This is a genomic window from Enterobacter cloacae complex sp. P42RS, assembly GCF_014930595.1.
Classification (GTDB): Bacteria; Pseudomonadota; Gammaproteobacteria; order Enterobacterales; family Enterobacteriaceae; genus Enterobacter; species Enterobacter bugandensis.
In genome coordinates this window covers 181,126-207,766 of sequence record NZ_JADBRK010000002.1, presented here as the reverse complement: position 1 = coordinate 207,766, position 26,641 = coordinate 181,126, and the positions used below count along the sequence as shown (strand labels likewise).

The following is a 26,641-nucleotide window of genomic DNA, read 5'->3' as shown; positions in this document are numbered from 1 at the left end:
GAAGGACATCAACATTGAATGAATTTTGCGAGTCGCTTTCCGAAAATGAGGTTGATCTTTATGCATACAGGGGTTACTGTATATTCATACAGTAACTACAGGGCTGGAATGAATATGTACACTTCAGGCTATGCAAATCGCTCAACTTCTCTCTTCTCTACCGCGGGCACTGTCGCGCAGAACACCGTTGGGGGTGCTTCGACGGGGCTTATTAGTGAAGTGGTTTACCGTGAAGACCAGCCTCTGTTGACCCAACTCCTGCTGCTTCCGTTATTACAGCAGCTTGGTCAGCAATCACGCTGGCAGCTCTGGCTGACGCCGCAGCAAAAACTGAGCCGCCAATGGGTGCAGTCTGCGGGCCTGCCGCTGGCAAAGGTTATGCAGATCAACCAGCTTTCTCCCTGCGATACCGTCGAATCGATGATTCGCGCGCTACGCACCGGAAATTACAGCGTGGTGATCGGGTGGTTACCGGAAGAATTGACGGAAGAGGAACATTTTCGTCTGACCGAAGCGGCTGAAGAAGGGAATGCGATCGGGTTTATCATGCGCCCGGTTCGTCCAGATTCTTATCGCAGAGGACAACTTTCTGGGCTAAAAATTCACTCAAATTTGTATCATTGAGTGAAATTAAGATTTTTCCTGGAATTTTTTTTGACCGCAGGATGCGGTTTTAGTTCCCGGCCTCAAAATTGCGGCAAGGCTTGTCTGGTGCGGTTCTCCTTAATTTTATTGCACAAAATTCGTTCTAAAAATGTTAAATAATAGGTATACGGAACTTTTTTTTTCATATGCCTGACAGACTTCACACTTGTAAGTTTTCAGCTACGTTGTAGACTTTACATCGCCAGGGGTGCTCGGCCTAAGCCGAAGATATCGGTAGATTTATATTTGACCACGCCCCCCCGGTGAAGGATTTAACCGTGATTCTCTCTTGAGACCTTCATGGCGAATTTTGGATGATAACGAGGCGCAAAAAATGAAAAAGACAGCTATCGCGATTGCAGTGGCACTGGCTGGCTTCGCTACCGTAGCGCAGGCCGCTCCGAAAGATAATACCTGGTATGCAGGTGGTAAACTGGGCTGGTCTCAGTTCCATGACACTGGCTGGTACAACAGCAGCCTGAACAACGATGGCCCTACTCACGAGAGCCAGCTTGGTGCAGGTGCGTTCGGTGGCTATCAGGTTAACCCGTATGTTGGCTTTGAAATGGGTTACGACTGGTTAGGTCGTATGCCATACAAAGGCGACACCATCAATGGCGCTTTCAAAGCTCAGGGCGTTCAGCTGACCGCTAAACTGGGTTACCCAGTAACTGACGATCTGGACGTGTACACCCGTCTGGGCGGCATGGTATGGCGTGCAGACTCCAGCAACAACATCGCTGGCGACGACCATGACACTGGCGTTTCCCCAGTATTCGCTGGTGGCGTTGAGTGGGCTATGACCCGTGACATCGCTACCCGTCTGGAATACCAGTGGGTTAACAACATCGGTGACGGTGCTACCGTTGGCGTTCGTCCAGACAACGGCATGCTGAGCGTAGGTGTTTCCTACCGTTTCGGCCAGCAGGAAGATGCAGCACCAGTTGTTGCTCCAGCGCCGGCTCCAGCTCCAGAAGTACAGACCAAGCACTTCACTCTGAAGTCTGACGTTCTGTTCAACTTCAACAAAGCGACCCTGAAACCAGAAGGTCAGCAGGCACTGGATCAGCTGTACACCCAGCTGAGCAACCTGGATCCTAAAGACGGTTCTGTAGTGGTTCTGGGCTTCACCGACCGCATCGGTTCTGACGCTTACAACCAGAAACTGTCTGAGAAACGTGCTCAGTCTGTTGTTGATTACCTGATCTCTAAAGGTATCCCAGCTAACAAGATCTCCCCACGTGGTATGGGCGAATCTAACCCAGTTACTGGCAACACCTGTGACAACGTTAAAGCTCGCGCTGCACTGATCGACTGCCTGGCACCAGATCGTCGCGTAGAGATCGAAGTTAAAGGCGTTAAAGACGTTGTAACTCAGCCAGCGGCATAAGTTATCGTCTTATAAAAAAACCCCGCCATGCGGGGTTTTTTATTGTCTGAAGAAAACTAAAATCTATTTTTTGCCCAACAACGCCTGAAGGTCGTTTTTCAGCGACGACATCTGGTTGGCGTACTTCTCTTTATGTTCGGCATCCTCAATCAGCTGCACGATAGTTTCCGACAGGGTCTTACCACGCCGTTGTGCCAGCCCGGCCAGACGCTGCCAAACCACGAACTCCAGGTCGATGGATTTTTTCCGGGTATGCTGATGCTCAGCATTAAAATGCCGTTTACGTCGCGCGCGGATAGTTTGCTTCATCCGGTTTAACAACGCAGGATTAATGTGCTTCTCAATCCAGCCATTGACCTGTACCGGTTCATTTTCGAGGGTCAGCAAAATATCCACGGCTTCTTGCGCAGCGCTGGCTTCGATGTAGCAGGTGATCAGCTCCCCTTCACGGTGCTTTTTGACCAGGTACTTCCATTTCCAGCCGCTTTCGAGATTTTCCAGTTGTTGATATTTCATTGCGATCTCAGTGTTACCACGTAACTCTGTTCAGAATATCAGTTTTTTAGCAATCTGCTGAAAAGAAATCATATCCTGTGAGTGACTGCAGCCAATCCGCCTGCTGAAATACCAATCCTGCTTGGGTAGAGCCCCCCGCTTACGGTATACTCCACGCTTTTACATCTGACTAAAAAACATCAACTTTGACCATTACGAAACTAGCATGGCGTGACCTTGTTCCGGATGCCGAGAGCTATCAGGAACTGTTTGCACAGCCCGATCTCGCAAAAGAACACGAATTCATCCTTAGCGATACGCAACCACGCTTACATTATGCGCTGGAGCAGACGTTAAGCCCGTGGGCGACATCGCCCTTCATGCTGCTGAAAGCCCCGGAAGAAGCGGAATATCTGTCGCTGCTTGGGGATGCCACGCGCCAGCTGCGGCCAGACACCACCGCGGTATTTGGCGGCCAGTATCGTATCGCGGGGCATAATATTACCTTCGGACCGGCGGACCAGGCCGACGGTCGTTTTGCTACTAACGGCGAGGTAATTACCGCTAATTGGGTCGAGGCTGAACAGCTGTTTGGCTGTCTGCGCCAGTTTAACGGCGAGCTTTCCCTGCAGCCGGGGCTGGTGCATCGTGCAAACGGCGGCGTGCTCATCATCTCTCTGCGCACTTTGCTCGCGCAGCCGCTGCTGTGGATGCGTCTGAAAACCGTTGTGACCCAACAGCGCTTTGACTGGGTCGGTTACGACGAGTCTCGTCCTCTTCCTGTCTCCGTGCCGTCAATGCCGCTGTCGCTGACCGTCGTGCTGACGGGTGACCGCGAATCGCTGGCGGACTTCCAGGAGATGGAGCCGGAACTGGCCGAGCAGGCAGTTTACAGCGAATACGAAGACAACATTCAGATTGCCGATGCGGACGACATGGCGCAGTGGTGTCAGTGGGTGATGGCCGTGGCGGAACGTTTTGCATTGCCAGCGCCTGCCGCCGACGCGTGGCCGGGTTTAATCCGCGAAGCCGTTCGCTATACCGGTGACCAGGAAACCTTGCCTCTCTGCCCGCTCTGGATCGGTAAGCAGCTGCGTGAAGTCGGTACGATCAGCGGTAACGGTGCGTTTACTGGCGAACAGCTCACGCAGATGCTGGCGCAGCGAGAGTGGCGCGAAGGCTATCTTGCTGACCGCATGCAGGATGAAATTCTGCTGGAACAAATTCTGGTCGAGACAGAAGGCGAACGCGTTGGGCAGATCAACGCCCTCTCGGTGATCGAGTTTCCTGGCCATCCGCGCGCGTTCGGTGAACCCTCGCGAATCAGCTGCGTTGTGCATATTGGCGACGGCGAGTTTACCGATATTGAACGCAAGGCCGAACTGGGCGGCAACATTCACGCCAAAGGCATGATGATCATGCAGGCATTTTTGATGTCTGAGCTGCAGCTTGAGCAGCAAATCCCCTTCTCCGCCTCGCTGACGTTTGAGCAGTCCTACAGCGAAGTGGATGGCGATAGTGCCTCAATGGCGGAGCTGTGCGCCTTAATCAGCGCCCTGGCGGACGTGCCGATCAACCAGAACATTGCTATTACCGGTTCGGTCGATCAATTTGGTCGTGCTCAGCCCGTTGGCGGTCTGAACGAAAAAATTGAAGGCTTCTTCTCTGTCTGTCAGCAGCGCGGTTTAAACGGCAAACAGGGTGTGATTATTCCGGCGCCTAACGTACGCCATCTCAGCCTGTGCCAGGATATTCTGGACGCGGTTGAACAGGAACAATTCGCCATCTGGGCCATCGAAGGGATTGAGGATGCACTACCCTTACTGACAAACCTGGTTTGGGATGGCGAAGGTCAGACAACTTTGATGCAGACTATCCAGGAGCGCATTGCTCAGGCGACGCAGCAGGATGCTCGCCATCGTTATCCATGGCCGTTACGCTGGCTGGGCTGGTTCAGTTCGAACTGATCGGACTTGTTCAGCGTACACGTGTTAGCTATCCTGCGTCCTTCACTAAAATAAGGCTTACTGAGAACATGGTAGATAAACGCGAATCCTATACAAAAGAAGATCTTCTTGCCTCTGGTCGCGGAGAACTGTTTGGCGCGAAAGGCCCACAGTTACCGGCCCCGAACATGCTGATGATGGACCGTGTCGTGAAAATGACCGAAACCGGCGGCAACTTCGATAAGGGTTACGTAGAAGCAGAACTTGATATCAACCCGGACCTGTGGTTCTTCGGTTGCCACTTTATTGGCGATCCGGTAATGCCTGGCTGCCTGGGCCTGGATGCCATGTGGCAGCTGGTTGGCTTCTATCTGGGCTGGCTGGGTGGTGAAGGTAAAGGCCGCGCGCTGGGCGTGGGCGAAGTGAAATTCACTGGTCAGGTTCTGCCTACGGCGAAGAAAGTCACCTATCGTATTCACTTCAAGCGCATCGTTAACCGTCGCCTGATTATGGGCCTGGCGGATGGCGAAGTGCTGGTAGACGGTCGTCTGATCTATACCGCGAACGACCTGAAAGTGGGTCTGTTCCAGGACACTTCCGCGTTCTGATATCGCTTTAAGCGACCCCGGAAAGGCGAAACCTCCGCAGTGCGGAGGTTTCTTTTTTTAAAGAGACGTTATCAGGCTATAAGTGCCCTGTCGCCGATGGCTTCTCGCCAGCCTCCAAGCCATTGTGACCTTTGATTTATCGTCTGATAAGGACACATTTCTTTCGAACGTCCAGCGATGCCGGCCTGATAACCACGTTGATGAGCCCGTTCCAGGCGATCTCGTTTCTGTCTCTTCATGCCTCGTTTCCCTCATTCTTTTGTCTGGTGGAAAGAAAACAGTGTCCGCGCCAGATGCGCAGGCACAGATAACGAATACCCCGAATTAGTCCCAGCGTCAATGTTCAAAATTCATACGGGTGTCATATTTGTGAGCTAGCCAGAAGATCATTTGTACAAAAATTGTGACCCGGCACAAGTAACAACCTGACGCAAAAACGAAAAAAAACCGCAATCAGCACCAGGCCGATTGCGGTTTTTGACGATGAATTTTACTTATGGCAGTCGGGAAATTTCCCTGGCGATACTGGCTGACTCCTGCGCCCAACCCTGAGCCAGCACTTTCACCATTTCATCATAGCCATCCTTCTGCTGCTTCAGCTCCAGATGGAAAGGACGCTTAATCAGCTGTCCCTGATGATTCAACAGCCACTCGCCGCTGATGACAACGGCACCGTCATAACGGCCGTGGAAGCCCGTTACCGTGACGTTCAGCGTGTCCTGATCGCTTCCCAAAGGCTGGGAGGCAACAACCCAGCCCGGAAGCTGGCTGCCCAGATTCGCCACCAGCGTATTGCGTAACTGCTGGTCCAGCGGGCTGGCCCACAGGTTGTTGTTGGCGATAACGTACTGTACATCGCTGGTCTGATAGACCACCCCGTTGCCGGCCAGATAATCCGGCACGGCGACCTGCTCAACCCACAGCAGACGGTTGCCCTGCGAGGCGGAACTTTGCGTAACCGCCTGCGTCACCAGAGGCAGCTGGTAGTAGCTTTTCGTTTCGCTCCCGGAGCTACAGGCCGTGAGTACCATCGCTCCTGCAATCGCTAGCCATTTTTTCATTGTTTCGCCCTCTTCGGCTCAGGATCCTTTTTATCTTTCGCTTCGAACACCAGCGCGTTGCTCTTCTCGTTGAGCGTTTTCAGAACCGGCTGCAGTTCACGCAAGACCTGATCGAGACGCTGCATATCTGCCACCATCTTGTTGTACGCCGCCGAGCCAGGCTGGAAGCCCTGCATACTGCGGTTCAGCTCGCGCAGCGTTTTCTGCATATCCTGCGGCAGCTGCTGCATACTCTGGTTTGCAGTGATCTTGTTGATGTTATCCAGCGTGGTCTGCAGGCGCTGCATTGTCGCCTGGCTTTGATGTAACGAACCTGTCGCCGCCTCAATCATTGGGTTGAGAGGCAGATTGTTAATTTTATCCAGCGTTTCCATGAGACGCTGCTGGATCTGGGCCAGACCGCTGCTTACCGTTGGGATGATCTTGTAACCACCAAATTCACGCATACCGGTAATCGGCGGCGCTTTTGGATAGAAGTCCATATCGACATACAGTGCGCCGGTCACCAGGTTACCGGTTTTCAGCGAGCCGCGCAGACCACGATTCATCAGGTCGGTGATGTGCTCGCCGATATCCTGATTCTCACCAATCTGGTTGATCAGGCGCTCAGGCTCAATGCGGATCAGCACCGGAATACGGTAATCATCATCAAGCATCTGCTTAAGGCCTGGAACAAAGTAAGGCACTTGTCCCACCGTCCCCAGACGAATACCGCGGAACTCAACGGGCGCCCCAGGCTGCAGGCCGCGAACAGAATCCTTAAAGAACATCAGGTAGTCGATGTGATCGGTATAGAGTGCATCCTGAATGCTTTTTTGATCGTCGAACAGGCGGAAAGCGGTGTTCTCCGCAACCGGCTGCCCCAGGTCCAGACCTTCGGGTACGTCAAAACTCACGCCGCCGCCAAACAGTGTTGTCAGCGAGCCCATTTCTACACGCATGCCCGCCGAGGTCAGATCCACCGCGATGCCGCTGTCTTTCCAGAAACGGACGTTGCTGGTAACCAGACGATCGTTAGGCGCATTGATGAACAGCTGATAGCTGATGGCTCTTTTCTGAGGATCGAAGGTGCTCTTCTCCACCGAACCCACGCGATAGCCGCGGAAAAGTACCGGGTCGCCCGCCGTGAGCTGGCCCGCTTTTTTACTGTCGAGGATCACGCGGATACCTTTTGCATCAGGCGGTGCTAGCGGCGGTGAATCCAGAAGCTGGTACTGCGCCGGCTGGCTGCCTTTTGCACCCGGCTGCAGTTCGATGTAGGCACCTGAGAGCAGCGTTCCTAAGCCGCTGATCCCTTCACGTCCCACCTGCGGTTTAACCACCCAGAAAACAGAATCGCCGTGCAGGAGTTTTTCCATGCCGGCATTAAGACGCGCCTTAATCTCCACATGGGTTAAATCGTCGGTCAGGGTTGCGCTTTCCACCACGCCCACATCCACGCTGCGGCTTTTGATGGTCGTTTTACCGCCCTCAATTCCTTCGGCATTGGTGGTAATCAGCGTCACTTCCGGTCCCTGATGGCTGTAGTGATAAAACAGGATCCATGCACCGATCAGCGCGGTCACGATGGGGAAAATCCACACCGGCGACCAGTTTTTGACCTTCTGCACTTTCGCCTCTCCACTCTTATTTTCCATGCTCTTACTCTTCCTCATGGCTTGATTCAGGCTCACGATCCCACGATAAACGAGGGTCGAAGGTCATGGCCGCAAACATGGTCATAATTACCACCAGTGCAAACATTAAAGCCCCCATCGCGGGATAAATACTCATCAAACCGCCCATCCGCACCAGCGCAGAGAGAACGGCAATCACAAACACGTCGATCATTGACCAACGACCGACAAATTCGACCACTTCGTAAATCAGATGCATGCGTTCGCTGTCGCGTTTTCCGTGGCCTTTTGCATCCCAACAGAGCCAGGCAATGGCGATCATTTTTAAAGTGGGCACCATGATACTGGCGATGAAAATCACGCCGGCGACAGGATAGGATCCTTCGCTCCACAGCAGTATGACCCCGGCGAGGATCGTCGAGGGCATTTTATCGCCGAGCAAATCGGTGATCATAATCGGCAGAATATTAGCGGGCAGATACAGCATGACGGACGTGACCAGCAGTGCCATCGTCCACTGCAGGCTATTTTTACGGCGAACATGGCCCTTCGTTTCGCAGCGCGGACAAACCTCAAGATCGGCGGGCAGCACGGCGGTACAGCACGGACAAGAACGGAGCCCCTGGCGGATACCCGGCACGCCGACCTTCACCGTCTGCGCGAGCGTCGGTGCCGGGGCGATATCGTCCCAGGCCCAGCGCCTGTCCACGCACTGGAAAGCACGCAGCTGCAGGACACAGTACAGACACCAGGGAATAAAACTGCTGCCTATCCCCACGTCGCCGTACGCCATCAGCTTCACGAAACTGACCAGTATCCCTGCGAGAAAGATCTCGGCCATCCCCCAGCTTTTGAGCTGAAAAAGGATGCGCGCGAGCCGGATTTTCAGCGGTGACGGCATCCTGACGCGGTTAACCAGCAGCAGGATGATGACCAGGCAGAACGCCGGGACTATCTGGACGAATAGCAGAAAAAAGGTGCCGAGGCTGGCGTAATCTTCCGAGAACATCACGCCCGGGATTTCAAGCAGATCCACCTGGCTTGTCATCCCGCCTACCTTCATATAGACGAAGGGGAAGAGATTGGAGAGCAGCAGCATGAACAGTGCTGCCAGCGCGTAAGCGGTGGGACGCTGCCGCGGCGCGTCCCACTCGGTTGTCAACGTCGCGCCACAGCGTGGACACTGGGCTTTATGTCCGTGACCAAGCTCTGGCAACGCCACGAGCATATCGCATTGCGAGCATAATATATGCCTGTCGGCATGGTGCTGGTCACACATATTTAATCCCTGTTATGCGCCGTTTTTCAGAGACTCAAGGTACTCCCAGCGCTCAAATGCTTCTTCCAGGGCTTTTTCAGCCGCGGACATTTCAGCCAGTACTTTCTGAGTATAGTCATGCGATTGGGTAAAGAATGAGGCATCAGCAACCTGCGCTTGCAGCTCCTCAAGCGCGGCCTCCAGCTCTTCAAGACGCTGAGGTAGCCCCTCCAGTTCGCGCTGCAGGTTATAGCTTAGTTTAGCCGAGGTTTTCTTGACAGTTTCTGCTTTTGTTACAGCAGGTTCAGAACTTGTTCTGGACTTCGACTGTTTCTGCGCCAGAGACTGCGACTGCTGCCCTTTTGCGTCGTGATAACCGCCCACGTACTGGCCAATTCGCCCTTCACCTTCGAAGATCCAGCACTCGGTCACGGTGTTATCCACGAACTGACGATCGTGGCTAACCAGCATCACGGTTCCCTGATACCCATCGATCAGCTCTTCGAGTAATTCCAGCGTTTCGACATCCAAATCGTTCGTCGGTTCATCGAGGATCAACAGATTACTTGGCTTCAGGAACAGACGGGCCAGCAGAAGACGGTTACGCTCCCCGCCGGACAGCGCGCGCACCGGTGTCATGGCGCGTTTCGGGTGGAACAGGAAGTCCTGCAGGTAGCCCAGAACGTGACGCGGCTTGCCGTTTACCATCACTTCCTGTTTACCTTCGGCGAGGTTGTCCATCACCGTGCGGTCCGGATCCAGCTCCGCGCGGTGCTGATCGAAGTAGGCCACTTCCAGCTTGGTGCCACAGTGAATGCGACCGCTGTCGGCCTGCAGCTGGCCCAGCATCAGCTTCAGCAGCGTGGTTTTGCCGCAGCCGTTCGGGCCGATGAGCGCAATTTTGTCCCCGCGCTGAACCTGCGCAGAGAAATCTTTCACCAGCACCTTGCCGTCAACCTGGTAGTTAACGTTTTCCATTTCGAAGACAATCTTGCCGGAGCGGGACGCCTCTTCCACCTGCATTTTGGCGCTGCCCATGACTTCGCGGCGCTCGCTGCGCTCGCGACGCATCGCCTTCAGGGCACGCACGCGGCCTTCGTTACGGGTACGGCGGGCTTTGATGCCCTGGCGGATCCAGACCTCCTCCTGCGCCAGCTTGCGGTCGAACTCCGCATTCTGCAGCTCTTCCACGCGCAGGTTTTCTTCTTTCTCCAGCAGATAGGTGTCGTAATCGCCAGGATAGGTGACCAGATTGCCGCGGTCGAGGTCAACAATGCGCGTCGCCATATTGCGAATAAACGAACGGTCGTGCGAGATGAAGATGATGGTGCCGCTGAAGGTTTTCAGGAAACCTTCCAGCCAGTCAATTGCTTCGATATCCAGGTGGTTGGTTGGTTCGTCCAGCAGCAGTACCTTAGGGCCGCTGACCAGCGCGCGCCCCAGCGCCGCTTTACGCAGCCAGCCGCCGGAGAGCGCCGACAGCTCCATGTCGGGTTCCAGCCCGAGCTGCGCCAGCACCTCGTTAATGCGGTTTTCCAGCTGCCACAAACCGTGGTGATCGAGCATCTCCTGCACTTTCGCCAGTTCGTTGAGATTCTTGTCGCTCGGGTCGGTCATCACCAGATGCGAAATCTCGTGATAGCGCTTCAGGTACTCCGCCTGCTCGGAGATGCCTTCCGCCACGAAATCGTACACGCTGCCGGTCACATGACGCGGCGGATCCTGCTGGAGGCGGGAGACGATCAGATCCTGCTCGTATACGATGCGGCCGTCATCCAGCCCCTGCTCGCGGTTGAGGATTTTCATCAGCGTGGATTTACCCGCGCCGTTACGGCCCACCAGACAGACGCGCTCGTTATCTTCGATATGCAGCTCTGCATTATCGAGAAGCGGTGAGTCGCTGAAAGAGAGCCACGCGCCGTGCATACTAATTAATGACATTTATTTTTCCTTTCAGACCGCGGTAATCAACCAGCAGTTATGAATTTGACGGTTACGGGCGAAGTCCTGAGACAGCGTTTTTTGACTGATTTCTTGTGCTTTCAGTCCCAGGGCTGCCAGGCCGTCATGATCCATACGGAAGCCGCGTTTGTTATTCGAGAACATAATGGTGCCGCCTTTGCGCAGCAGGCGCTTCAGGTCGGTCATCAGGCGCAGGTGATCGCGTTGAACGTCAAAGCTATCCTCCATGCGCTTGGAGTTAGAGAAGGTCGGCGGATCGATAAAGATCAGGTCGAACTGCTCGTCGGTATCGCGCAGCCAGCCCAGCACGTCGGCCTGCATCAGGCGATGCTGACGTCCGGTTAAGCCGTTCAGACGCAGGTTACGCTCGGCCCACTCGAGATAGGTGCGGGACATATCCACCGTGGTAGTGCTGCGCGCGCCGCCGAGACCGGCATGCACGCTGGCGCTGCCGGTGTAGGAAAACAGGTTGAGGAAATCTTTGCCCTTGCTCATCTGGCCGAGCATACGGCGGGCGATGCGGTGGTCGAGGAACAGGCCGGTATCAAGATAGTCGGTCAGGTTCACCCACAGGCGAGCGTTGTATTCGCCCACTTCGATAAAGTCGCCCTTTTCGCCCATCTTCTGGTACTGGTTTTTACCCTTCTGACGCTCGCGGGTTTTCAGCACCAGCTTGTTCGGCGCAATCCCCAGCACGGCAATGGTGGCCGCAATGACGTCCAGCATGCGCTGGCGCGCTTTTTGCGCATCGATGGTTTTCGGCGGAGCATATTCCTGAATCACCACCCAGTCCGCATAGCGGTCAACCGCTACGTTGTACTCCGGCAGGTCGGCATCGTACAGGCGATAACACTCGATCCCTTCCTGCTTCGCCCATTTTTCAAATTTCTTCAGGTTCTTGCGCAGGCGGTTGGCGTAATCCTCTGCCACGCCGGTTGGCTTGCTGTCCGCCGCTTTCTCTGCCAGATGGTAGTTTTTCTGCACGCAGTCCAGCGGGCCGTTTTTCGCTTTAAACTGGCGATCGGCACGCAGCTGCAGGCAGCTCAGCAGCTCCGGCGAGGCGCTGAACAGAGACAGATTCCAGCCGCCGAAGTAGTCCTTCATATTGCGGCCCAGCAGGCTGTGCAGGGCAATCAGCGCAGGCTCGCTGTCCAGACGCTCGCCGTATGGCGGGTTGCTGATTACGGTCCCGTACGGGCCCTTCGGCAGCGGGTTGGTCAGGTTCGCCACGTCTTTCACCTCGAAGGTGACCAGCTCGCCGATACCGGCGCGACGGGCGTTGCTGCGCGCGCGCTCAATGACGCGAGGGTCGCTATCCGAACCGTAAAAGTGAGAGGTATACTCCGCCAGCCCCTTACGCGCGCGGGTCTGCGCGTCGTCTTTAACCTCTTTCCAGAGCGCTTCATCGTGCTGCGCCCAGCCTTTAAAGCCCCAGTGGCCGCGGTGCAGCCCCGGCGCGCGGTCGGTTGCCAGCATTGCAGCCTCAATCAGCAGCGTACCGGAGCCACACATTGGGTCGAGCAGCGGCGTGCCCGGCTGCCAGCCGGAGCGCATCACGATGGCGGCGGCCAGGGTTTCTTTGATCGGCGCCATACCGGTGCGATCGCGGTAGCCGCGCAGGTGCAGACCCGCGCCGCTCAGATCGAGGGAGATGCTCGCCGTGTCGCCGTTCAGCCAGACGTTGATACGCAGGTCCGGGTTTTCGCGATCGACGTTCGGACGTTCCTTATTTTTACGCGTGAAGCAGTCCACAATGGCGTCTTTTACGCGCAGGGCGCCGTACTGGCTGTTGCGGATCTCGTCGTTCACGCCGTTGAAATGCACCGCGAAGGTGGCGTTAGGCGTGAAGATCTCTGTCCAGTCGATCATCTGTACGCCGGTGTAGAGATCCAGGTCGCTATAGACCTTGCATTCCTTCATCGGCAGCATGATGCGCGACGCCAGACGGCTCCACATCAGGCTCTGGTAAATAAGCCGCGTGTCGCCCTCAAAATGGACACCACCCTGAACCACCTGACACTCTTGCGCGCCCAGGCTTTCCAGTTCAGTTTTTAACAGCTCTTCCAGCCCACGGGCCGTACTGGCAAACAGAGAATTCATATCGTCACTTTTACTCTTAGAAAATTGTCGCGCATTATAGCTAATATGGCGTGTATGTCATAAAGTTGAAGGCTTATTTTCATTCGAGGGAGTGTGCAGTGGCGACGTTATCCAGGCTTTTTATTCATCCGGTGAAATCCATGCGCGGCATCGGCGTCACTCACGCGCTGGCAGACATGAGCGGGTTCGCCTTCGATCGTATTTTTATGGTCACCGAGCCTGACGGTACGTTTATCACCGCACGCCAGTTCCCTCAGATGGTTCGCTTTACCCCTTCCCCGCTTCACGACGGTTTGCACCTTACCGCGCCGGACGGTTCCAGCGCGGTGATTCGCTTTGCGGATTTTGCGGCTGTCGACGCGCCAACGGAAGTATGGGGCAACCATTTTACCGCGCGCATCGCCCCGGATGAAATTAACCGCTGGCTGAGCGGCTTCTTCTCCCGCGACGTGCAGCTGCGGTGGGTTGGGCCGGAACTGACGCGTCGCGTAAAGCGCCACGACGCCGTTCCCCTCTCCTTCGCGGATGGCTTCCCGTTCTTGCTCACCAACGAAGCGTCTCTGCGTGATTTACAGAATCGCTGTAAAGCCAGCGTACAGATGGAACAGTTCCGCCCGAATCTGGTCGTGACCGGAGCGGACGCCTGGGATGAAGACACCTGGAAAGTCATCCGCATTGGCAGCGTCATCTTTGATGTCGTCAAACCCTGCAGCCGCTGCATTTTCACCACGGTAAGTCCTGAGAAAGGCCAAAAGCATCCTTCCGGCGAGCCGCTGAAAACGCTGCAATCGTTCCGTACCGCGCAGGACAACGGCGATGTCGATTTCGGCCAGAACCTGATCCCGCGATCCAGCGGCGCAATCCGCGTAGGCGATGAGGTTGAAATTCTCGCCCGCGGGCCGGCGCGAGTGTACGGCTCAGGCCAGGAAGAAGAAATGGTCGAGGTTGAGACGAATGTCGCCACTGGGGTGGATATTCACTGGCAGGGCAAGGTTATTCGTGGCAACAATCAACAGGTTTTACTGGAGCAGCTGGAGCAAGCCGGTATTCGCGTACCGTATTCCTGCCGCGCGGGAATTTGCGGATGCTGCCGCATCAAGCTGCTGGAGGGAGAAGTGAGTGCGCTGAAAAAATCTGCAATTGGAAATGACGGCACAATCCTGTGCTGTAGCTGCGTACCGAAAACGTCGGTACAACTGGAAGCTTAAACCGCTTGTTCGAGGCGGAAGGCATCGACGCGCAGCTGTGGCTTCAGCCTGTCATTCATGACTTTGATCGCATCACCTAACTGCATTACGCGCCCGGCAATCGTCACGCCGGGCTGCGCCAGCAGACAGAGTGCGGCGTTTTCGCCCGGCTCAACCACTAACAAACTCACCTCTTCGGCGGTATCGCTCAGGTTAACGCTGGCCGCATCGCCCGTTGCTGGCGTCCAGTCCATGCCGTGAGGCAGGAAATGCCAGCTTTTCGGCATTTGCGGTTTCAGGAAACGGATAGCCACCAGCGCATTTAATACCAGTTCGGCACGCTGCTCTTTAGAGAGCATCAGGTCGCGGCATTTTTCTTCGAAGGAGAAATAAAGCGCCGCATCGTCAACGCAAAAGCCCGATGGAGAAAACGCGTCCGGGGTTAACATTCGGCGGGCAAAACGAGAACGAAACAACATGCCATTGGCTAAATCGAGCATCATACGGTCATGCTCGTCGCAAAAATACCAGCGCCAGTTATCGTCAGGTTTAATTCGCATGTGTCTCTCCCGTCCCCAAACGTCCTGTACTAAAAATGTCCTGTTCGCCGCTTCGTTTATAACACTAGTAATAAAAGACGATAATGTCTAAATAAGCAACAGTGACGGAATATAAAACAACCAGGGCTGGAAATAAAGCCCTGGTTGTCTGATTAAGAAAAAAGATTAGATATGCGTAACGATTTCTTTAATCAAAGGCGGGCCTTTAAAAATAAAGCCGGAATAGATTTGCACCAGTGACGCACCGGCCGCCATCTTCTCGCGCGCAGCAATCACCGAGTCGATACCGCCGACGCCAATAATCGGTAAACGGCCTTTTAATTCCGCAGACAGCGCGCGAATAATTTCGGTGCTTTTTAATTGTACCGGACGGCCACTTAACCCACCCGCTTCGTCACAGTTTTTCATTCCCTGAACGAGCGAACGATCGAGCGTGGTATTCGTTGCAATCACCCCGTCAATATTATGGCGAACCAAACTGTCGGCAACCTGGATCAATTCTTCGACAGAAAGATCCGGCGCGATCTTCACCGCGACCGGAACATATTTATGGTGGATCGCCTGGAGTTCATTTTGTTTATTTTTAATGGCACTCAGAAGATCGTCCAGCGCTTCGCCATATTGTAAGGAGCGCAGCCCCGGGGTATTGGGTGAGGAAATATTCACCGCGATATACCCGGCATAGGCGTAGACTTTTTCCATACAAATCAGGTAGTCATCTTTACCCTGCTCAACCGGCGTATCTTTATTTTTGCCAATATTGATGCCTAACACCCCATCAAAATGGGCTTTCTTCACGTTCTCTACCAGATGATCAACGCCGAGGTTATTAAAGCCCATGCGGTTGATTAACCCTTCGGCTTCGACCAGGCGGAACAGGCGCGGCTTGTCATTTCCCGGCTGCGGGCGCGGCGTGACGGTACCAATTTCGATGGAGCCAAAGCCCATCGCGCCCAGGGCATCAATGCACTCGCCATTTTTGTCCAGACCGGCCGCCAGACCCAGCGGATTTTTAAAGGTCAGCCCCATGCACTGCACAGGCTTTTCCGGCACGTTTTGACGCACCAGGGCCGCCAGAGGCGTTCCTGTAATGCGACGTAATTGCTGGAATGTAAATTCATGAGCGCGCTCGGGGTCGAGCTGGAAAAGGGCTTTACGAACGAAGGGGTAGTACATGAACTCTCCTGGATTCCCGGTGTGCAAACCGGGAGGGGATTATGGGCGATCCCGTCACGAAAGGGAATTGACCTGCGGCAAAAAAATCGGCGTAAAACGCAATCGTTTACCTCCCACTCTCTTTCTTATGCAGTTTTTCGCAGTTTAATTGCGGATAAATCATTTAGTGGAATAACCGCGCGGTGTCACACTCCTGAAAATTGTTATGAATGTTAGGCAAAAGCAAACAATTAGTTATAAGGAGGAAGTATGCGCGTCATTACCCTGGCCGGAAGTCCACGATTCCCTTCGCGTTCCAGCGCCCTGCTGGAATATGCCCGCGACAAGCTCAATGCCCTGGACGTGGAAGTGTGCCACTGGAATCTGCATAACTTCGAACCTGAAGATTTGCTGTATGCCCGCTTCGACAGCCCCGCGCTGAAAACCCTCACTGAGCAGCTCAAGGAAGCGGACGGCCTCATCGTTGCGACCCCGATTTATAAAGCCTCTTTTTCGGGCGCGCTGAAAACGCTGCTCGATCTTCTCCCCGAGCGCGCACTGGACGGCAAAGTGGTTTTGCCGCTGGCAACGGGCGGCACGGTGGCCCATTTACTGGCGGTAGATTACGCCCTGAAGCCGGTGCTGAACGCCCTGAAGGCGCAGGAGATCCTTCACGGCGTTTTCGCGGATGATTCGCAGGTCATTGACTACCAGCATAAGCCGCACTTCACGCCGAATCTGCAAACGCGCCTTGATGCCTCGCTGGAAACTTTCTGGCACGCGCTACATCGCCGGGATATCCAGGTTCCTTCTTTTAATCCGCCGCAGGGAGTCGCACATGTTTAAAACCTTAACCCGCCTCGGACTGGCTGGCCTGATGGCGTTTACCGCGCTGGCACATGCCGCAGAAACCGCACCGGATAGTCTACGGATTGGCTACCAAAAAGGCAGCGTCAGTATGGTGCTGGCAAAAAGCCACCAGCTGCTGGAAAAACGCTTCCCGGACACCAAATTCTCATGGGTGGAGTTCCCGGCAGGGCCGCAGATGCTTGAAGCCCTGAACGTCGGCAGTATCGATCTGGGCAGTACGGGCGACATCCCGCCTATTTTCGCTCAGGCTGCCGGGGCAGACCTGGTATACGTCGGTGTAGAACCCGCTAAGCCGAAAGCCGAAGTCATCCTGGTACCTGAAAACAGTGACATTAAAAGCGTCTCCGACCTTAAAGGGCGTAAGGTCGCTTTCCAGAAAGGTTCCAGCTCGCACAACCTGTTGCTGCGCGCCTTACAGGAAGCCGGGCTCAAGTTCACCGACATTCAGCCCGTTTACCTGACGCCCGCCGACGCGCGCGCCGCGTTCCAGCAGAAGAACGTTGATGCCTGGGCTATCTGGGATCCGTACTACTCCGCGGCATTACTGCAGGGTGGCGTACGGGTGCTGAAAGACGGTACCACGCTGAAGCAAACCGGTTCGTTCTACCTCGCCTCACGCCCTTACGCCGAAAAAAACGGCGCGTTTATTCAGGGCGTACTGGATACCTTTACGCAGGCAGATGCCCTGACCCAGAGCCAGCGTCAGGCGAGCATCACCCTGCTGGCAAAAACCATGGGCTTACCTGAGCCGGTGATCGCGAGCTACCTCAGTCACCGTCCGCCCACCACCATTGCGCCTGTCGACGCACACGTCGCCGCGCTTCAGCAACAGACTGCTGACCTCTTCTATCAAAACCGCCTGGTACCAAAACAGGTCGATATTCGCGAACGCATCTGGCAGCCCGCTGGCAAAGAAGGAGCTAAATCATGAGTCTGAATCTTTTCTGGTTTTTACCCACCCACGGTGATGGACACTATCTTGGTACAGAAGAGGGCTCGCGCCCGGTTGACCATGGCTATCTTCAGCAGATTGCCCAGGCGGCGGACCGAATCGGTTTTACCGGCGTGCTGATCCCGACCGGACGCTCGTGCGAGGATGCCTGGCTGGTGGCCGCGTCGATGATCCCGGTCACCCAGCGCCTTAAATTCCTGGTTGCATTGCGCCCGAGCGTCGTTTCACCCACCGTGGCGGCGCGTCAGGCAGCAACGCTGGACAGGCTCTCCAACGGCCGCGCTCTGTTTAACCTGGTGACGGGCAGCGATCCGCAGGAGCTGGCGGGTGACGGCGTGTTCCTCGACCATACCGAGCGCTATGAAGCCTCCGCCGAATTTACCCGCGTCTGGCGACGCCTGCTGGAAGGCGAAACCGTCACCTTTGAAGGTAAGCATATTCACGTTCGCGACGCGAAGCTCTACTTCCCGCCGGTGCAGCAGCCGCGCCCTCCGCTCTATTTTGGCGGATCGTCGGATGTGGCCCAGGATCTGGCCGCCGAGCAGGTCGATCTCTATCTGACCTGGGGCGAGCCGCCCGAGCTGGTGAAAGAGAAAATTGCCCAGGTCCGCGCCAAAGCCGCCGCCCATGGCCGCAAGGTGCGCTTCGGGATTCGCCTGCACGTGATTGTGCGCGAAACCAATGAAGAAGCCTGGCAGGCGGCAGACCGTCTGATCTCCCATCTGGACGATGAGACCATTGCGAAGGCGCAGGCTGCGTTTGCCAAAACCGACTCCGTCGGGCAGCACCGCATGGCCTCTCTGCACAACGGCAAGCGCGAGAATCTGGAAATCAGCCCGAACCTGTGGGCGGGCGTGGGTCTGGTACGCGGCGGCGCGGGCACGGCGCTGGTCGGCGACGGGCCAACCGTGGCTGCACGTATTAATGAATACGCTGACCTGGGCATCGACAGCTTTATTCTCTCCGGCTATCCGCACCTGGAAGAGGCCTACAGGGTGGGCGAGCTGTTATTCCCGCATCTGGATGTCGCCGTTCCGGAAATTCCGCAGCCGCAGCGGCTCCAGCTGCAGGGCGAAGCCGTGGCAAACGAGTTTATTCCGCGCAAAGCCGCACAGAGCTAAGGAGTGACCATGTCTGCCACCTCACAAAAATGGCTGCTGCGCGCCGCCCCGTGGTTTTTGCCCGTCGGCATCGTGGCGCTCTGGCAGCTCGCGTCGACCACCGGCTGGCTGTCGAGCCGCATTTTGCCCTCTCCGGAGGGCGTTATCGAAGCGTTCTGGTCGCTGAGCGTCAGCGGAGAGCTGTGGCAACATCTGGCGATCAGCTCCTGGCGCGCGGTAATTGGGTTTTCCATCGGCGGCAGCATCGGTCTGGTGCTGGGTCTGATCAGCGGCCTTTCACGCTGGGGGGAAAGGCTGCTGGATACCTCCATCCAGATGCTGCGCAACGTGCCGCATCTGGCGCTGATCCCGCTGGTCATTTTGTGGTTTGGGATCGATGAGAGCGCCAAAATCTTCCTCGTGGCGCTGGGCACGCTGTTCCCGATATACATCAACACCTGGCACGGCATCCGCAATATCGATCGCGGTCTGGTGGAGATGGCGCGCAGCTACGGCTTATCCGGTTTTTCCCTCTTTGCTCACGTGATTCTGCCGGGCGCCCTGCCCTCCATTATGGTCGGGGTGCGCTTTGCGCTCGGCCTGATGTGGCTGACGCTGATTGTGGCGGAAACCATCTCAGCCAACTCCGGTATTGGCTACCTGGCGATGAACGCCCGCGAATTCCTGCAAACGGACGTGGTGGTGGTCGCCATCATTCTGTATGCACTGCTCGGCAAACTCGCCGACGTCAGCGCACAGTGGCTGGAGCGCAGCTGGCTGCGCTGGAATCCGGCCTATACCCTTCAGGAGGCGAAAGCATGAATACCGCACGACTAAATCAGGGCACGCCGCTGCTGCTGAACGGCGTAACCAAACGCTACGGCGAAAACACTATCCTTAACGGGCTGGATCTGCACATTCCCGCCGGCCAGTTTGTGGCTGTAGTCGGGCGCAGCGGCGGCGGAAAAAGCACACTCCTGCGTCTTTTAGCCGGGCTGGAAGCCCCCAACGGAGGAGAGATTCTGGCAGGAACCACGCCGCTGGCCAATATTCAGGACGATACGCGCATGATGTTTCAGGATGCGCGCCTGCTGCCGTGGAAAACGGTGATTGATAACGTCGGGCTGGGGCTCAAAGGCAACTGGCGGGATGAAGCCCGTCAGGCGCTGGCCGCCGTCGGGCTGGAAAACCGTGCAGGTGAATGGCCTGCGGCGCTGTCGGGCGGCCAGAAGCAGCGCGTGGCGCTGGCGCGAGCGTTGATTCACCGTCCCGGCCTGCTGCTGCTTGATGAGCCGCTCGGCGCTCTTGATGCCCTGACGCGGATAGAAATGCAGGATCTGATTGAATCCCTCTGGCAGGCGCACGGCTTTACGGTACTGCTGGTGACGCATGACGTGAGCGAAGCCGTGGCGATGGCAGACAGGGTGCTGTTAATAGAAGAAGGTAAAATTGGTCTGGATCTGACGGTAGATATTCCACGTCCTCGCCGCGTGGGCTCGGCGAGACTGGCGGAGCTGGAAGCCGAAGTGCTGGATCGGGTGATGAAACGTGGGGAAGCGGAGATTCAGCGGATAAAGGCCAATGCCTGATGCCCTCTCCCACAGGGAGAGGGAGAAAACCGATGCCCCGCGCCCCCACGTAGGCCCGGTAAGCGTAGCGCCACCGGGCTTTTTTACATCAGGCCAGCGCCTTAGCAATCTTCTCGTACAGATCGCCAGACAGATTTTCCAGCCCTTTCAGCTGCTCAAGCGCGGCGCGCATCTTCGCCTGGCGCTGCGCATCATAGCGTTTCAGGCGGATCAGCGGCTCAATCAGACGTGATGCAACCTGCGGGTTACGGCTGTTCAGCTCGGTCAGCATTTCCACCATAAACTGGTATCCGCTGCCGTCTTCGGCGTGGAACGCGGCCGGATTACTGCTGGCAAATGCGCCAATCAGCGAGCGAACGCGGTTCGGGTTGCTCATGGTGAACGAACGGTGCTTCAGCAGGCTGCGAACCTTACTAAGCGCATCAGCCGCCGGGCTGGTCGCCTGCAGAATAAACCACTTGTCCATCACCAGGCCATCCTGGTGCCACTTGTCGTCATATTCCTGCATCAGCGCATCGCGGCACGGCAGTTCAGCGGCAACGCTTGCCGCCAGGGCCGCGAGCGCATCAGTCATGTTATCCGCTTCGTGATACTGCTTGCTCACCAGCGTGTTCGCCAGTTCGGCCTCACCAAACGCAAGATAGCGCAGGCAGGTATTGCGCAGGCTACGCTTGCCGATATCCGCATGCTCCACGCGATACGCGTCAAGCTTGTTAGCGTTGTAGAGCGCCAGGAATTCATCCGCCAGTTCGGTCGCCAGCGTGCGGGTCAGCGCTTCGCGCACCGCCACGATGGCAATCGGGTCGATAATGTCGAACAGCTCCGCAATTTCAGTCGCGGACGGCAGCGTCAGAATTTCAGCCGCCAGCGCCGGGTCAATCTTCTCGTCCAGCAGGATGGCGCGGAACGCGTCTGCCACATGCACCGGCAGCGTCAGCGGCTGGCCCTGCTGGTAGCGGTTCACGTTAAGCTTGATGTAGGTTGCCAGCAGGCTCTGCGCCGCGTCCCAGCGGGAGAAATCGTTGCGGGCGTGACGCATCAGGAACGTCAGCTGCTGGTCGCTCCACTTGTACTCCAGCTTCACCGGCGCGGAGAACTCGCACAGCAGCGCAGGCACCGGCTGGAAGTAGACGTTATCGAAGATAAAGGTCTGCTCTGCCTGGGTCACGTTCAGCACGTGGTGCACCGGGTGGCCGCCCTTCTGCAGCGGGATGACGTTGCCTTCGTTGTCGTACAGCTCAATGCTGAACGGAATGTGCAGCGGATATTTTTCTTCCTGCTCGGCGGTTGGCGGCGTGCGCTGGCTGATGGTCAGAGTGTACTGCTCGGTTTCCGGGTTGTAGTCGTCCTTAACGGTGACAATCGGGGTCCCGGCCTGGCTGTACCAGCGGCGGAAGTGAGAAAGATCAACGTTGGACGCGTCTTCCATCGCCTGCACAAAGTCGTCGCAGGTAGCCGCGCTGCCGTCGTGACGTTCGAAGTAAAGCTGCATCCCTTTCTGGAAATTCTCTTCACCCAGCAGGGTGTGGATCATGCGGATAATTTCAGCGCCCTTCTCGTACACCGTCAGGGTGTAAAAGTTATTCATCTCAATGACTTTATCCGGACGGATCGGGTGCGCCATTGGGCTGGCATCTTCCGCAAACTGCAGGCCGCGCATGGTGCGCACGTTGTTGATGCGGTTGACCGCCCGCGAGCCCAGATCGGAGCTGAACTCCTGATCGCGGAAGACGGTCAGCCCCTCTTTCAGGCTCAGCTGGAACCAGTCGCGGCAAGTGACGCGGTTACCGGTCCAGTTATGGAAATACTCGTGGCCGATAACGCGTTCGATATCGAGGTAGTCTTTATCGGTGGCGGTATCGGTACGCGCCAGCACGTACTTGGAGTTAAAGATGTTAAGGCCTTTATTCTCCATCGCGCCCATGTTGAAGAAGTCGACAGCGACGATCATATAGATGTCGAGATCGTATTCGAGGCCGAAACGCTCTTCGTCCCATTTCATGGAGTTAATGAGTGAAGTCATCGCCCACGGCGCGCGGTCAAGGTTGCCGCGATCAACGAACAGCTCCAGCGCCACTTCGCGGCCAGAGCGGGTTTTGAAGGTATCGCGCAGCACGTCGAAATCACCCGCCACCAGCGCAAACAGGTAGCACGGTTTCGGGAACGGATCCTGCCACTGCACCCAGTGACGGCCATTTTCCAGCTCGCCCTCACCCACGCGGTTACCGTTGGAGAGCAGGAACGGATAGAGGGTTTTATCGGCAATGATTTTGGTGGTAAAGCGCGCCAGCACGTCCGGGCGGTCCAGGTACCAGGTAATGTGGCGGAAACCTTCGGCTTCACACTGGGTACACAGGGCCACGCCTGACTGGTAGAGCCCTTCCAGCGCCGTGTTGGCGGCAGGGCTGATTTCATTCACGATGCGCAGCGTAAAGCGTTCCGGCAGGTTGTCGATGACCAGCTGGTTGCCTTCTTCTTTATAATCTGACCATGCTTCATCGTTAATGTGCAGGGAGACCAGCGTCAGGTCTTCGCCATCCAGACGCAGCGGTACGGCAGTCGCGCTGTGGCGCGTCACCTGGCTTACCGCCGTCACAACGGTTTTTGTGGCATCCAGGTCAAAAGTCAGGTCGATATCGCTAATCAGGTATTCCGGCGCACGGTAGTCGTGGCGGTATTTGGCTTGTGGCTGTTGTGTCATAGAAAACCTTATGCATCGTTTGTCGAGTAACGTTTCAATATATTCCTGTTGCGTAAAACGCGCTATGCAGAATGTTCATCTTTTCAGGCTTAAACACCTTTTTCGCTACATTTGTATAACACGGGGCACGAAATGCTCTCGACCATAAAGTGTGCTTATGTTGTGATCGGGGTTCAATAAATCACTAAACAAGGTATACTCCGGAGTTGTTTATTGTACTAAACGCTCCCGTGAGAGGATGCTACAGCGCACCTATGACTCAATTCGCTTCTCCGGTTCTGCATACGTTGCTGGATACCGACGCGTATAAACTGCATATGCAGCAAGCCGTTTTCCACCATTACTATGACGTTCACGTCGCGGCGGAATTCCGCTGCCGTGGTGACGACTTGCTCGGTATCTACGCAGACTCCATTCGTGAACAGGTCGATGCGATGCAGCATCTGGCGCTCACCGATGACGAATATCAGTGGCTTTCTGGCCTGCCTTTCTTTAAAGCGGACTATCTGAACTGGCTGCGCGACTTCCGCTATAAGCCTGAACAGGTCACCGTGACCAACGAGAACGGCAAGCTGGATATTCGTCTTGAAGGTCCGTGGCGGGAAGTGATCATGTGGGAAGTGCCGCTTCTGGCCGTCATCAGCGAGCTGGCTCACCGCTACCGTTCGCCTGAAACGGGCGTCGAACAGGCGGTCGCCTCGCTGGAGAACAAACTTGAGGCATTCTCAACGCTGACCGAAGGGCTGGATATGTCCCGCTTCCGCCTGATGGATTTCGGCACCCGTCGCCGCTTCTCTCGCGAGGTTCAGCAAGCTATCGTTGAACGTTTGCAGCAGGAGCCGTGGTTCGTGGGTACCAGCAACTACGATTTGGCGCGTCGCCTCAACCTGACGCCAATGGGCACCCAGGCGCACGAGTGGTTCCAGGCGCATCAGCAAATTAGCCCGGACCTGGCTAACAGCCAGCGTGCGGCGCTGGCTGCGTGGCTTGAAGAGTACCCGAATCAACTCGGGATCGCCCTGACCGACTGTATTACGATGGATGCCTTCCTGCGCGACTTTGGTCCCGAGTTCGCTGAGCGTTACCAGGGGTTACGCCACGACTCAGGGGATCCGGTTGAATGGGGCGAAAAGGCGATTGCTCATTACCAAAAACTCGGCATTGACCCGATGAGCAAGGTGCTGGTCTTCTCCGATAATCTCGACCTGGCAAAAGCCGTCGAACTGTATCGTCATTTCAATGCCAGAATTAACCTGGGCTTCGGGATCGGTACCCGGTTGACCTGCGACATTCCTCAGGTAAAACCTCTGAATATTGTGATAAAGCTGGTGGAATGTAACGGCAAGCCGGTGGCTAAGCTCTCTGACAGCCCGGGTAAAACCATCTGCCATGACAAAGCGTTTGTTCGCGCATTGCGCAAAGCGTTCGATCTCCCCCAGATCAAAAAAGCCAGTTAAGCGCTTACGGGAGCCTTCAGGGCTCCCTTCCCTTATTTATTTCTCAATTCTTCTCTTTTGACTGCGAAATTTACTTGTCTGATAGCGGTTGGCAGGTAACATAGATATCCCCCCGTCTTGGGGTGGACAAGTGTTTATTTTTTCCGACTATTAACAGAGAGAATATTATGAGCGTTGTGCCTGTAGCCGACGTACTCCAGGGCCGTGTCGCCGTTGACCAGGAGGTCACCGTGCGCGGATGGGTGCGTACTCGCCGAGATTCTAAAGCTGGCATCTCCTTCCTTGCCGTCTATGACGGTTCCTGCTTTGATCCTGTACAGGCCGTCATTAATAATTCTCTGCCCAATTACAATGATGACGTTCTGCGCCTGACAACGGGTTGTTCCGTTATCGTCACCGGTGTGGTTGTGGCATCCCCGGGCCAGGGCCAGAGTTTCGAGATCCAGGCTTCTGCCATTGAAGTGACTGGCTGGGTTGAAGATCCGGACACCTACCCGATGGCGGCAAAACGTCACAGCATTGAATACCTGCGTGAAGTCGCACACCTGCGTCCGCGTACCAACCTGATTGGTGCGGTGGCTCGCGTGCGCCATACGCTGGCCCAGGCGCTGCATCGCTTCTTCGATGAGCAGGGTTATTTCTGGGTGTCTACCCCGCTGATCACCGCGTCCGATACGGAAGGCGCAGGCGAAATGTTCCGCGTCTCGACGCTGGACATGGAAAACCTGCCGCGCACGCCGGAAGGTAAAGTCGACTACGACAAAGACTTCTTTGGTAAAGAAGCCTTCCTGACGGTATCCGGCCAGCTCAACGGCGAAACCTACGCCTGTGCGCTGTCTAAGATCTATACCTTCGGCCCAACCTTCCGCGCCGAAAACTCCAACACCAGCCGCCACCTGGCGGAATTCTGGATGCTGGAGCCGGAAGTGGCGTTTGCCGATCTGAATGACGTTGCAGGTCTCGCAGAAGCGATGCTGAAGTACGTCTTCAAAGCGGTGCTGGAAGAGCGTCCTGACGACATGAAGTTCTTCGCCGAACGCGTAGACAGCGATGCTGTAGCACGTCTGGAGCGTTTCGTCTCTGCCGACTTTGCGCAGGTGGACTACACCGATGCGGTGGCGATCCTCGAGAAATGCGGTGAGAAGTTCGAGAACCCGGTTTACTGGGGCGTCGATCTGGCGTCTGAGCACGAACGCTATCTCGCCGAGAAACATTTCAAAGCGCCGGTTGTCGTTAAAAACTACCCGAAAGACATTAAGGCCTTCTATATGCGCCTTAACGAAGACGGGAAAACCGTGGCAGCGATGGACGTACTGGCGCCGGGCATCGGTGAAATCATTGGTGGTTCTCAGCGTGAAGAGCGTCTGGACGTGCTTGACGCGCGCATGGCAGAGATGGGGCTCAACCCTGCGGACTATAGCTGGTATCGCGATCTGCGCCGTTATGGCACCGTTCCGCACGCTGGGTTCGGTCTGGGCTTCGAGCGTCTGATCGCCTACGTTACTGGCGTTCAGAACGTGCGTGACGTAATTCCGTTCCCGCGTACACCACGCAACGCCAGCTTCTAAGCAACGCAACAGACAATGGCCAGCATTTGCTGGCCATTATTTTATTCTGCCCTGTCAGTTTTTGTCAGCGTAAAGTCAGCGTTTTTAAACCACTACCCCGTCACAACCGCTACCTGTTACGTTTTGTTTCCGCGAAATATCCAGCCACAAAAAATTAACCTCATTCTTATTGCGATTACTACATCCTGAAGTAATAGCACAAATTTCAACCAATTTTTCAGCCATCCAGAAGTCTTTATTGGGTCATAAGAAAAAACGAGTCGTTTAACATTCGTTTATAGGAATTGCCTTTATCCAAATTAAACATAAGGAATTCATATATATAGGAAACAAACCGATGCTTAATTCGCCAGGGGGTTCTGAAATTTGAGATGGTTCACAAAGTTCCCAAAAATACACATTTAGTTACACATATTTTCTT

Annotated in this window: 22 protein-coding genes; 12 read left to right on the top strand and 10 right to left on the bottom strand. The window is 55.7% G+C overall.

The window, feature by feature from the left end; genetic code table 11:
* Positions 1-114 precede the first annotated feature (114 nt).
* Together sulA and ompA are read left to right on the top strand one after the other, a co-directional pair.
* A complete protein-coding gene (gene sulA / locus IM314_RS04240) occupies positions 115-624 on the top strand; it encodes an SOS-induced cell division inhibitor SulA (RefSeq protein WP_047364233.1) in 510 nt (169 codons plus the stop codon).
* A gap of 355 nt (positions 625-979) precedes the next feature.
* Entirely contained in the window at positions 980-2,035 is a 1,056-nt protein-coding gene (gene ompA, locus IM314_RS04235; RefSeq protein WP_108780329.1) for a porin OmpA, read from the top strand.
* A gap of 63 nt (positions 2,036-2,098) precedes the next feature.
* On the opposite strand, the gene matP is transcribed toward ompA, so the two are convergent.
* A complete protein-coding gene (gene matP / locus IM314_RS04230; protein ID WP_023332611.1) occupies positions 2,099-2,551 on the bottom strand; it encodes a macrodomain Ter protein MatP in 453 nt (150 codons plus the stop codon).
* 185 nt (positions 2,552-2,736) lie between these two features.
* Here matP and IM314_RS04225 point away from each other — a divergent pair, with 185 nt between their 5' ends.
* Both IM314_RS04225 and fabA read left to right on the top strand, forming a co-directional pair.
* The gene (locus IM314_RS04225; protein ID WP_041910605.1) at positions 2,737-4,497 is read left to right on the top strand and encodes a Lon protease family protein; all 1,761 of its coding nucleotides are present in this window, start codon (positions 2,737-2,739) and stop codon (positions 4,495-4,497) included.
* 68 nt (positions 4,498-4,565) lie between these two features.
* Positions 4,566-5,084, top strand: coding sequence for a bifunctional 3-hydroxydecanoyl-ACP dehydratase/trans-2-decenoyl-ACP isomerase (gene fabA / locus IM314_RS04220; protein ID WP_000227926.1), 519 nt, complete (start codon positions 4,566-4,568; stop codon positions 5,082-5,084).
* 71 nt (positions 5,085-5,155) lie between these two features.
* Here the strand turns inward: fabA and rmf are convergent, their stop codons facing one another.
* The 6 genes from rmf to rlmKL form a co-directional block, all read right to left on the bottom strand.
* Positions 5,156-5,323: a ribosome modulation factor gene (gene rmf, locus IM314_RS04215; RefSeq protein ID WP_013097261.1), complete on the bottom strand. Its 168-nt coding sequence runs from the start codon at positions 5,321-5,323 to the stop codon at positions 5,156-5,158.
* Positions 5,324-5,578: 255 nt separating this feature from the next.
* Complete coding sequence (gene pqiC / locus IM314_RS04210; protein WP_028012599.1) at positions 5,579-6,145, bottom strand: membrane integrity-associated transporter subunit PqiC; 567 nt, start codon at positions 6,143-6,145, stop codon at positions 5,579-5,581.
* Positions 6,142-7,782 carry an intermembrane transport protein PqiB gene (gene pqiB, locus IM314_RS04205; protein WP_047364232.1) on the bottom strand — a complete coding sequence of 547 codons (1,641 nt, stop codon included), beginning with the start codon at positions 7,780-7,782 and terminating at the stop codon, positions 6,142-6,144. Before pqiB ends, pqiC begins: the two co-directional genes overlap by 4 nt.
* A 4-nt stretch (positions 7,783-7,786) precedes the next feature.
* Positions 7,787-9,040, bottom strand: coding sequence for a membrane integrity-associated transporter subunit PqiA (gene pqiA / locus IM314_RS04200; RefSeq protein ID WP_045261707.1), 1,254 nt, complete (start codon positions 9,038-9,040; stop codon positions 7,787-7,789).
* A gap of 12 nt (positions 9,041-9,052) precedes the next feature.
* Complete coding sequence (locus IM314_RS04195; RefSeq protein WP_193358658.1) at positions 9,053-10,960, bottom strand: ABC transporter ATP-binding protein; 1,908 nt, start codon at positions 10,958-10,960, stop codon at positions 9,053-9,055.
* A gap of 12 nt (positions 10,961-10,972) precedes the next feature.
* On the bottom strand, positions 10,973-13,081 hold the full coding sequence (gene rlmKL / locus IM314_RS04190) for a bifunctional 23S rRNA (guanine(2069)-N(7))-methyltransferase RlmK/23S rRNA (guanine(2445)-N(2))-methyltransferase RlmL (protein WP_048958373.1): 2,109 nt from the start codon (positions 13,079-13,081) through the stop codon (positions 10,973-10,975).
* Between the two features lie 98 nt (positions 13,082-13,179).
* On the opposite strand from rlmKL, the gene IM314_RS04185 reads away from it, so the two are divergent.
* Positions 13,180-14,289: a YcbX family protein gene (locus IM314_RS04185; protein WP_047368226.1), complete on the top strand. Its 1,110-nt coding sequence runs from the start codon at positions 13,180-13,182 to the stop codon at positions 14,287-14,289.
* Here IM314_RS04185 and zapC read toward each other — a convergent pair.
* Together zapC and pyrD are read right to left on the bottom strand one after the other, a co-directional pair.
* Positions 14,286-14,828, bottom strand: coding sequence for a cell division protein ZapC (gene zapC / locus IM314_RS04180; protein ID WP_045630034.1), 543 nt, complete (start codon positions 14,826-14,828; stop codon positions 14,286-14,288). The genes IM314_RS04185 and zapC overlap by 4 nt on opposite strands.
* Positions 14,829-14,993: 165 nt before the next feature.
* Positions 14,994-16,004, bottom strand: coding sequence for a quinone-dependent dihydroorotate dehydrogenase (pyrD, locus tag IM314_RS04175; protein WP_045261711.1), 1,011 nt, complete (start codon positions 16,002-16,004; stop codon positions 14,994-14,996).
* A 249-nt stretch (positions 16,005-16,253) separates the two neighbouring features.
* Between pyrD and ssuE the strand changes: the two genes are divergently transcribed.
* From ssuE to ssuB, 5 genes are read left to right on the top strand one after another with little or no spacing between them, the layout of a single operon-like run.
* Positions 16,254-16,829: an NADPH-dependent FMN reductase gene (gene ssuE, locus IM314_RS04170; RefSeq protein WP_028012591.1), complete on the top strand. Its 576-nt coding sequence runs from the start codon at positions 16,254-16,256 to the stop codon at positions 16,827-16,829.
* Positions 16,822-17,784 (top strand): sulfonate ABC transporter substrate-binding protein, encoded by a 963-nt coding sequence (locus IM314_RS04165; RefSeq protein WP_045630032.1) that lies wholly within the window; start codon positions 16,822-16,824, stop codon positions 17,782-17,784. Before ssuE ends, IM314_RS04165 begins: the two co-directional genes overlap by 8 nt.
* Entirely contained in the window at positions 17,781-18,926 is a 1,146-nt protein-coding gene (gene ssuD, locus IM314_RS04160) for an FMNH2-dependent alkanesulfonate monooxygenase (protein WP_028012589.1), read from the top strand. Before IM314_RS04165 ends, ssuD begins: the two co-directional genes overlap by 4 nt.
* A 9-nt stretch (positions 18,927-18,935) precedes the next feature.
* Positions 18,936-19,727, top strand: a complete 792-nt coding sequence (ssuC, locus tag IM314_RS04155; protein ID WP_028012588.1) for an aliphatic sulfonate ABC transporter permease SsuC — start codon at positions 18,936-18,938, stop codon at positions 19,725-19,727.
* Entirely contained in the window at positions 19,724-20,494 is a 771-nt protein-coding gene (ssuB, locus tag IM314_RS04150) for an aliphatic sulfonates ABC transporter ATP-binding protein (protein ID WP_045261712.1), read from the top strand. The genes ssuC and ssuB overlap by 4 nt, the downstream gene beginning before the upstream one ends.
* An 88-nt stretch (positions 20,495-20,582) precedes the next feature.
* Here the strand turns inward: ssuB and pepN are convergent, their stop codons facing one another.
* Positions 20,583-23,195, bottom strand: a complete 2,613-nt coding sequence (gene pepN, locus IM314_RS04145; RefSeq protein WP_188245785.1) for an aminopeptidase N — start codon at positions 23,193-23,195, stop codon at positions 20,583-20,585.
* Between the two features lie 254 nt (positions 23,196-23,449).
* Here pepN and pncB point away from each other — a divergent pair, with 254 nt between their 5' ends.
* The gene (pncB, locus tag IM314_RS04140) at positions 23,450-24,652 is read left to right on the top strand and encodes a nicotinate phosphoribosyltransferase (RefSeq protein WP_045630030.1); all 1,203 of its coding nucleotides are present in this window, start codon (positions 23,450-23,452) and stop codon (positions 24,650-24,652) included.
* Positions 24,653-24,819: 167 nt separating this feature from the next.
* Positions 24,820-26,220: an asparagine--tRNA ligase gene (gene asnS / locus IM314_RS04135; protein ID WP_028012584.1), complete on the top strand. Its 1,401-nt coding sequence runs from the start codon at positions 24,820-24,822 to the stop codon at positions 26,218-26,220.
* The last annotated feature ends 421 nt before the right edge of the window (positions 26,221-26,641 follow it).

Coding starts and splice junctions, on each gene's coding strand:
- sulA (WP_047364233.1), top strand. CDS start 115: ATGTACACTTCAGGCTATGCAAATCGCTCAACTTCTCTCTTCTCTACC.
- ompA (WP_108780329.1), top strand. CDS start 980: ATGAAAAAGACAGCTATCGCGATTGCAGTGGCACTGGCTGGCTTCGCT.
- matP (WP_023332611.1), bottom strand. CDS start 2,551: ATGAAATATCAACAACTGGAAAATCTCGAAAGCGGCTGGAAATGGAAG.
- fabA (WP_000227926.1), top strand. CDS start 4,566: ATGGTAGATAAACGCGAATCCTATACAAAAGAAGATCTTCTTGCCTCT.
- rmf (WP_013097261.1), bottom strand. CDS start 5,323: ATGAAGAGACAGAAACGAGATCGCCTGGAACGGGCTCATCAACGTGGT.
- pqiC (WP_028012599.1), bottom strand. CDS start 6,145: ATGAAAAAATGGCTAGCGATTGCAGGAGCGATGGTACTCACGGCCTGT.
- pqiB (WP_047364232.1), bottom strand. CDS start 7,782: ATGGAAAATAAGAGTGGAGAGGCGAAAGTGCAGAAGGTCAAAAACTGG.
- pqiA (WP_045261707.1), bottom strand. CDS start 9,040: ATGTGTGACCAGCACCATGCCGACAGGCATATATTATGCTCGCAATGC.
- IM314_RS04195 (WP_193358658.1), bottom strand. CDS start 10,960: ATGTCATTAATTAGTATGCACGGCGCGTGGCTCTCTTTCAGCGACTCA.
- rlmKL (WP_048958373.1), bottom strand. CDS start 13,081: ATGAATTCTCTGTTTGCCAGTACGGCCCGTGGGCTGGAAGAGCTGTTA.
- zapC (WP_045630034.1), bottom strand. CDS start 14,828: ATGCGAATTAAACCTGACGATAACTGGCGCTGGTATTTTTGCGACGAG.
- pyrD (WP_045261711.1), bottom strand. CDS start 16,004: ATGTACTACCCCTTCGTTCGTAAAGCCCTTTTCCAGCTCGACCCCGAG.
- ssuE (WP_028012591.1), top strand. CDS start 16,254: ATGCGCGTCATTACCCTGGCCGGAAGTCCACGATTCCCTTCGCGTTCC.
- IM314_RS04165 (WP_045630032.1), top strand. CDS start 16,822: ATGTTTAAAACCTTAACCCGCCTCGGACTGGCTGGCCTGATGGCGTTT.
- ssuD (WP_028012589.1), top strand. CDS start 17,781: ATGAGTCTGAATCTTTTCTGGTTTTTACCCACCCACGGTGATGGACAC.
- ssuC (WP_028012588.1), top strand. CDS start 18,936: ATGTCTGCCACCTCACAAAAATGGCTGCTGCGCGCCGCCCCGTGGTTT.
- ssuB (WP_045261712.1), top strand. CDS start 19,724: ATGAATACCGCACGACTAAATCAGGGCACGCCGCTGCTGCTGAACGGC.
- pepN (WP_188245785.1), bottom strand. CDS start 23,195: ATGACACAACAGCCACAAGCCAAATACCGCCACGACTACCGTGCGCCG.
- pncB (WP_045630030.1), top strand. CDS start 23,450: ATGACTCAATTCGCTTCTCCGGTTCTGCATACGTTGCTGGATACCGAC.
- asnS (WP_028012584.1), top strand. CDS start 24,820: ATGAGCGTTGTGCCTGTAGCCGACGTACTCCAGGGCCGTGTCGCCGTT.